Source organism: Pseudomonas sp. HPB0071, from assembly GCF_000478505.2.
GTDB classification, from domain to species: Bacteria; Pseudomonadota; Gammaproteobacteria; order Pseudomonadales; family Pseudomonadaceae; genus Chryseomonas; species Chryseomonas luteola.
Genome location: NZ_KI517367.1, coordinates 4,263,747 through 4,270,067, shown reverse-complemented (window position 1 = coordinate 4,270,067; position 6,321 = coordinate 4,263,747). Strand labels below are relative to the sequence as shown.

3 protein-coding genes, 1 tRNA gene and 2 rRNA genes (1 of these 6 cut by a window edge) are annotated in these 6,321 nt (G+C 49.9%); 4 read left to right on the top strand and 2 right to left on the bottom strand.

Annotated features, from left to right (window positions below; all coding sequences use genetic code 11):
* The 4 genes from HMPREF1487_RS19700 to HMPREF1487_RS27370 all read left to right on the top strand — a co-directional run.
* Positions 1-49: transfer RNA gene (locus HMPREF1487_RS19700), tRNA-Ala, on the top strand (it extends 27 nt beyond the left edge of the window).
* A gap of 248 nt (positions 50-297) precedes the next feature.
* A 23S ribosomal RNA gene (locus HMPREF1487_RS19695) occupies positions 298-3,188 on the top strand.
* Between the two features lie 119 nt (positions 3,189-3,307).
* Positions 3,308-3,423, top strand: a 5S ribosomal RNA gene (rrf, locus tag HMPREF1487_RS19690).
* A 237-nt stretch (positions 3,424-3,660) separates the two neighbouring features.
* A complete protein-coding gene (locus tag HMPREF1487_RS27370) occupies positions 3,661-3,834 on the top strand; it encodes a hypothetical protein (protein ID WP_010798475.1) in 174 nt (57 codons plus the stop codon).
* A 506-nt stretch (positions 3,835-4,340) separates the two neighbouring features.
* Here HMPREF1487_RS27370 and HMPREF1487_RS19685 read toward each other — a convergent pair.
* A complete protein-coding gene (locus HMPREF1487_RS19685) occupies positions 4,341-5,810 on the bottom strand; it encodes an inorganic phosphate transporter (protein ID WP_010798474.1) in 1,470 nt (489 codons plus the stop codon).
* Between the two features lie 84 nt (positions 5,811-5,894).
* Complete coding sequence (gene queD, locus HMPREF1487_RS19680) at positions 5,895-6,251, bottom strand: 6-carboxytetrahydropterin synthase QueD (RefSeq protein WP_010798473.1); 357 nt, start codon at positions 6,249-6,251, stop codon at positions 5,895-5,897.
* Positions 6,252-6,321 lie beyond the last annotated feature (70 nt).

The window sequence follows — 6,321 nt, the reverse complement described above, 5'->3', positions numbered from 1 at the left end:
CTGCTTTGCACGCAGGAGGTCAGGAGTTCGATCCTCCTTGGCTCCACCATCTAACACCGCGTTAAAGCTCAGAACTGAGTGCTTACCCCCCCCCCTAAGGGTTGGGTCGGAGCATTGACTTCTGAACTTTGTTTTCAGACTGTTCTTTAAAAATTTGGGTATGTGATAGAAGTACGAACACATAGGCTGTTTCACTGCAGACTATGTGGTCAAGGTAAATTTGCGAGTTCAAGCGCAAGTTTTCGGCGAATGTCGTGTTCCAAACCAGACATAACTTCAGATTCTTTGGGGTTATATGGTCAAGTGAATAAGCGCATACGGTGGATGCCTTGGCAGTCAGAGGCGATGAAAGACGTGATAGCCTGCGATAAGCTTCGGGGAGTCGGCAAATAGACTGTGATCCGGAGATCTCTGAATGGGGGAACCCACCTGACATAAGTCAGGTATCTCACACTGAATCCATAGGTGTGAGAGGCGAACCAGGGGAACTGAAACATCTAAGTACCCTGAGGAAAAGAAATCAACCGAGATTCCCTAAGTAGTGGCGAGCGAACGGGGACTAGCCCTTAAGCTCAATTGATTTTAACCGAACGCTCTGGAAAGTGCGGCCATAGTGGGTGATAGCCCCGTAGGTGAAAGGATCTTTTGAGTGAAATCGAGTAGGACGGCGCACGTGAAACGTTGTCTGAATATGGGGGGACCATCCTCCAAGGCTAAATACTACTGACTGACCGATAGTGAACCAGTACCGTGAGGGAAAGGCGAAAAGAACCCCGGAGAGGGGAGTGAAATAGAACCTGAAACCGTATGCGTACAAGCAGTGGGAGCCTACTTTGTTGGGTGACTGCGTACCTTTTGTATAATGGGTCAGCGACTTATATTCAGTGGCAAGCTTAACCGTATAGGGAAGGCGTAGCGAAAGCGAGTCTTAATAGGGCGTTTTAGTCGCTGGGTATAGACCCGAAACCGGGCGATCTATCCATGAGCAGGTTGAAGGTTAGGTAACACTGACTGGAGGACCGAACCCACTTCCGTTGAAAAGGCAGGGGATGACTTGTGGATCGGAGTGAAAGGCTAATCAAGCTCGGAGATAGCTGGTTCTCCTCGAAAGCTATTTAGGTAGCGCCTCATGTATCACTCTGGGGGGTAGAGCACTGTTTCGGCTAGGGGGTCATCCCGACTTACCAAACCGATGCAAACTCCGAATACCCAGAAGTGCAAGCATGGGAGACACACGGCGGGTGCTAACGTCCGTCGTGAAAAGGGAAACAACCCAGACCGTCAGCTAAGGTCCCAAAGTTGTAGTTAAGTGGTAAACGATGTGGGAAGGCTTAGACAGCTAGGAGGTTGGCTTAGAAGCAGCCACCCTTTAAAGAAAGCGTAATAGCTCACTAGTCGAGTCGGCCTGCGCGGAAGATGTAACGGGGCTCAAACTACACACCGAAGCTACGGGTTCATCGCAAGATGAGCGGTAGAGGAGCGTTCTGTAAGCCTGTGAAGGTGAGTTGAGAAGCTTGCTGGAGGTATCAGAAGTGCGAATGCTGACATGAGTAACGACAATGCGAGTGAAAAACTCGCACGCCGAAAGACCAAGGGTTCCTGCGCAACGTTAATCGACGCAGGGTGAGTCGACCCCTAAGGCGAGGCTGAAAGGCGTAGTCGATGGGAAACAGGTTAATATTCCTGTACTTCTAATTACTGCGATGGGGGGACGGAGAAGGCTAGGCCAGCTTGGCGTTGGTTGTCCAAGTTTAAGGCGGTAGGCTGACTGTTTAGGTAAATCCGGACAGTTAAGGCCGAGAGCTGATGACGACTCTTCTTATGAAGAGGAAGTGGTTGATGCCATGCTTCCAGGAAAAGCCTCTAAGCTTCAGGTAATTAGAAATCGTACCCCAAACCGACACAGGTGGTCGGGTAGAGAATACCAAGGCGCTTGAGAGAACTCGGGTGAAGGAACTAGGCAAAATGGCACCGTAACTTCGGGAGAAGGTGCGCCGGTGAGGGTGAAGGACTTGCTCCGTAAGCCCATGCCGGTCGAAGATACCAGGCCGCTGCGACTGTTTATTAAAAACACAGCACTCTGCAAACACGAAAGTGGACGTATAGGGTGTGACGCCTGCCCGGTGCCGGAAGGTTAATTGATGGGGTTAGCGCAAGCGAAGCTCTTGATCGAAGCCCCGGTAAACGGCGGCCGTAACTATAACGGTCCTAAGGTAGCGAAATTCCTTGTCGGGTAAGTTCCGACCTGCACGAATGGCGTAACGATGGCGGCGCTGTCTCCACCCGAGACTCAGTGAAATTGAAATCGCTGTGAAGATGCAGTGTATCCGCGGCTAGACGGAAAGACCCCGTGAACCTTTACTGTAGCTTTGCACTGGACTTTGAGCCTGCTTGTGTAGGATAGGTGGGAGGCTTTGAAGCGAGGACGCCAGTTCTCGTGGAGCCATCCTTGAAATACCACCCTGGCATGCTTGAGGTTCTAACTCTGGTCCGTTATCCGGATCGAGGACAGTGTATGGTGGGCAGTTTGACTGGGGCGGTCTCCTCCTAAAGAGTAACGGAGGAGTACGAAGGTGCGCTCAGACCGGTCGGAAATCGGTCGCAGAGTATAAAGGCAAAAGCGCGCTTGACTGCGAGACAGACACGTCGAGCAGGTACGAAAGTAGGTCTTAGTGATCCGGTGGTTCTGTATGGAAGGGCCATCGCTCAACGGATAAAAGGTACTCCGGGGATAACAGGCTGATACCGCCCAAGAGTTCATATCGACGGCGGTGTTTGGCACCTCGATGTCGGCTCATCACATCCTGGGGCTGAAGCCGGTCCCAAGGGTATGGCTGTTCGCCATTTAAAGTGGTACGCGAGCTGGGTTTAGAACGTCGTGAGACAGTTCGGTCCCTATCTGCCGTGGACGTTTGAGATTTGAGAGGGGCTGCTCCTAGTACGAGAGGACCGGAGTGGACGAACCTCTGGTGTTCCGGTTGTCACGCCAGTGGCATTGCCGGGTAGCTATGTTCGGAAAAGATAACCGCTGAAAGCATCTAAGCGGGAAACTTGCCTCAAGATGAGATCTCACTGGAGCCTTGAGCTTCCTGAAGGGCCGTTGAAGACTACAACGTTGATAGGTCGGGTGTGTAAGCGCTGTGAGGCGTTGAGCTAACCGATACTAATTGCCCGTGAGGCTTGACCATATAACACCCAAACAATCTGTTGTTTGGTAAAGACCAGCCGAAAGCTTGGTTGAACCGCAAAATACCAATCACATACCCATTCGGGGAAACGACTAGACACCGGTTCCCCACCCGAATTGCTTGACGACCATAGAGCGTTGGAACCACCTGATCCCTTTCCGAACTCAGAAGTGAAACGATGCATCGCCGATGGTAGTGTGGGGTTTCCCCATGTGAGAGTAGGTCATCGTCAAGCACCTATACCCAAAACCCCCAGGCCTAACCGCCCGGGGGTTTTGCTTTTGCAGCAGAAATAAAAGAGATAGGCTGCTTTTCCTGCGTGGCCTACAAGAGCTGCTTATTTGCTTGCGCCTGTCTGCTTACTGAGGCTAGGCCTCTTCTTTTCAGGAAAAAGCTCTTTCCCGATAAACAGTCACGAACTCCCTCTCGCTTGCTCACTCAACTAGATACAAGCATTGAGTGAGGTGGATTTATGTTTGCTGCTATTGGTTCTGGTTTTGTTATTGGGGAAGTTCCTGGCTTTGCCTTTCAAGTCAAAGGTGATGCTAAGGAGACAATTGCTGAGCAATTAGCCGCTTGGCTAAATGGCCTTATCACTTCTCACGTAAACTTTTTGAAAAGCCAGCTTCTCAGGATTCGTTATTGACTTTGAAAAAGATGATTGAACGAGAGTTCGAAAGCAGTACGGAAGTAGTGCCCTTGTTGATCAGCTCGATATAGCGAAGAGATAAATAAAACCGACCTTAATAGGTCGGTTTTTATTAGCCGCTCAGGCGTGGAAGGAGCGAGCCTTATGAGATAGGTTTAAAAGATGCTGCGGAGGTTCCGAGCCAGTGGGGTTTACTGTAACCGGCTTGTCTGTTTCAGAGTGCGAATGTCTATGATGCCGTGGAGATCGGCTTATTCTAAGCATTGCCCATAACATCGTACCGGCTAATGCGAGCCATCCGATAATCAATAATACTATATAGGCTGCTGGGCTCATGGCGTCACCATACTGCTCAAGCGTATTGATATCCCTTAAAGGGGCTATACCTATACAGACTCGCTAAAGCAAGAGATGTTTAGAGCTTCTACAAGAATTCGACGAGTAGTCGCCTGAGGCGAGTAGCTAACTAGCAATCATAGCTAGTTAGCTACCAAGCTAAGATCTTACCCAATAAACTGGTTGGACAACCAGAAAAGGGCAGCTGAAAGCAGCATCGAGGCGGGTAGAGTTAGTACCCAAGCTAATAGAATATTACGTACCGTACCGCCCTGCAGACCGCTGCGGTTGGCGATCATTGTGCCTGCTACACCAGAAGATAGAACGTGTGTAGTGGATACGGGCAGACTATAAATGTTCGCGGCGCCGATGGCGATTACGGCAGTAAACTGCGCGCTGACACCTTGTGCATAAGTCATTCCTTGCCGGCCTATCTTTTCACCTACTGTCAGTACCACTCGCTTCCAACCGACCATGGTTCCGATCCCTAGAGCCAATGCTACTGCGATGATCACCCAGTACGGAGCATATTCTGTTGTGCTGGTAAGGTCTTTACGCAGCCTGTTCAGGTCTTCAACATCGCGGCCTTCCAGAACGGGAAGCTTGCTAATTTTCTTTGCGGAATCGTCCAGGCAAAGCAAATAGCGGCGTACTTGGGTCCGCTGATCCACGGTCATGGCGCGATAGTCGGTCACACCATTCAGATTGCTTAACAACGCATTAAGTGTAGGGATTGTAAGCCTAGTTTCACAGCTGAACTCTTCAGGAAGATCCCGATTGCCAGTTGTGTAATCCAAGTACTCCTTCAGAACACTCGATTGACGCTCGTAGAACTGACCCAAGTGAATAGCCGCATCACGGGTGCGTTCAATCTGATAGGTGGTGCTAGTCAGATCCAAGACGAACTTACCTGGCACGATGCCTATGAGTACCAGCATGATGAGGCCAATCCCTTTTTGGCCGTCATTGGAGCCGTGCACGAAGCTCATACCCATGGCCGAGATGACTAGCATCAAACGGTTCCAGAAAGGTGGATGCTTTTTTGAGTCTATTTCGCGGCGTTGCTCAGGTGTCTTATGCATTTTGGAACGGGGGCGCCAGCGCTTTAGACCTATAAGAATAGCGCCTGCCAGTACAAAACCCGCTATTGGAGAGGCAATAAGCGAAAGGCCGATATCAATTACTTTCTGCCAGTTAACGCCCTCGCTTAAGGGGATACCTGTGATAAGGGAGTTAGTAAGGCCAACACCCAAAATTGAGCCAATCAGAGTGTGAGAGCTAGAGGCTGGTATACCGAAATACCAAGTGCCTAGGTTCCAGGTAATGGCAGCAGCCAAAAGCGAAAAGACCATGGCGAGGCCATGGCCTGTATTCACATTAATGAGTAGATCGACTGGCAAGAGGTGAACAATGGCATAGGCAACACCAACACCACCAAACAGAACGCCTAAGAAATTGAATATACCTGAGAACATAACCGCTAAATGAGGCGGCATTGCCTTGGTGTAAATGACGGTTGCGACAGCATTTGCGGTGTCATGAAAACCGTTAATGAATTCAAATGTCAGCACGAAAGCCAAGGCAAGAACCAGACTAATGCCTACCCAGACATCTAGCCCGCTGAAAAGATCGAACATATCGTTTCATCGACAGTTGAAAGGCAGCAATTATGTCAGAAAGCAGCCAGACAACTGACCCTTTGTGTAATAAATGGGTAATATTCAGTCGCCGCGGTATTCGCAGCCGCTTGTGCAGGTCTCGTGAACACGGACCCGAGAGAGTTCGGGTAACTGTGGTTTCAGTTCACGCCAAATCCAGATTGCCAGATTTTCACTGGTCGGGTTCTCTAAACCCTGAATATCGTTCAGATAGTAGTGATCGAGTCTCTCATAGATGGGCTTGAAGATCGCTTTGATATCAGCAAAATCCCGTAGCCAGCCTGTGTGGGGATCAACCGGCCCTTCAAGATAGATGGCTACTTTGAAGGAGTGCCCATGTAGGCGCCCACACTTATGTCCTTCTGGAACATTAGGTAGGAAATGGGCTGCTTCGAAGGTGAATTCTTTAAAAATTTCCACGTGATCAGCTCGAACTACCGCGACATGCGGTTCTGATAGGCGCGGAGTTTAACAGTTTCGTCATAATTTT

Excerpts from the sequence above, each read along its gene's own strand:
- HMPREF1487_RS19685 (WP_010798474.1), bottom strand. The coding sequence starts at position 5,810 with ATGTTCGATCTTTTCAGCGGGCTAGATGTCTGGGTAGGCATTAGTCTG.
- HMPREF1487_RS27370 (WP_010798475.1), top strand. The coding sequence starts at position 3,661 with ATGTTTGCTGCTATTGGTTCTGGTTTTGTTATTGGGGAAGTTCCTGGC.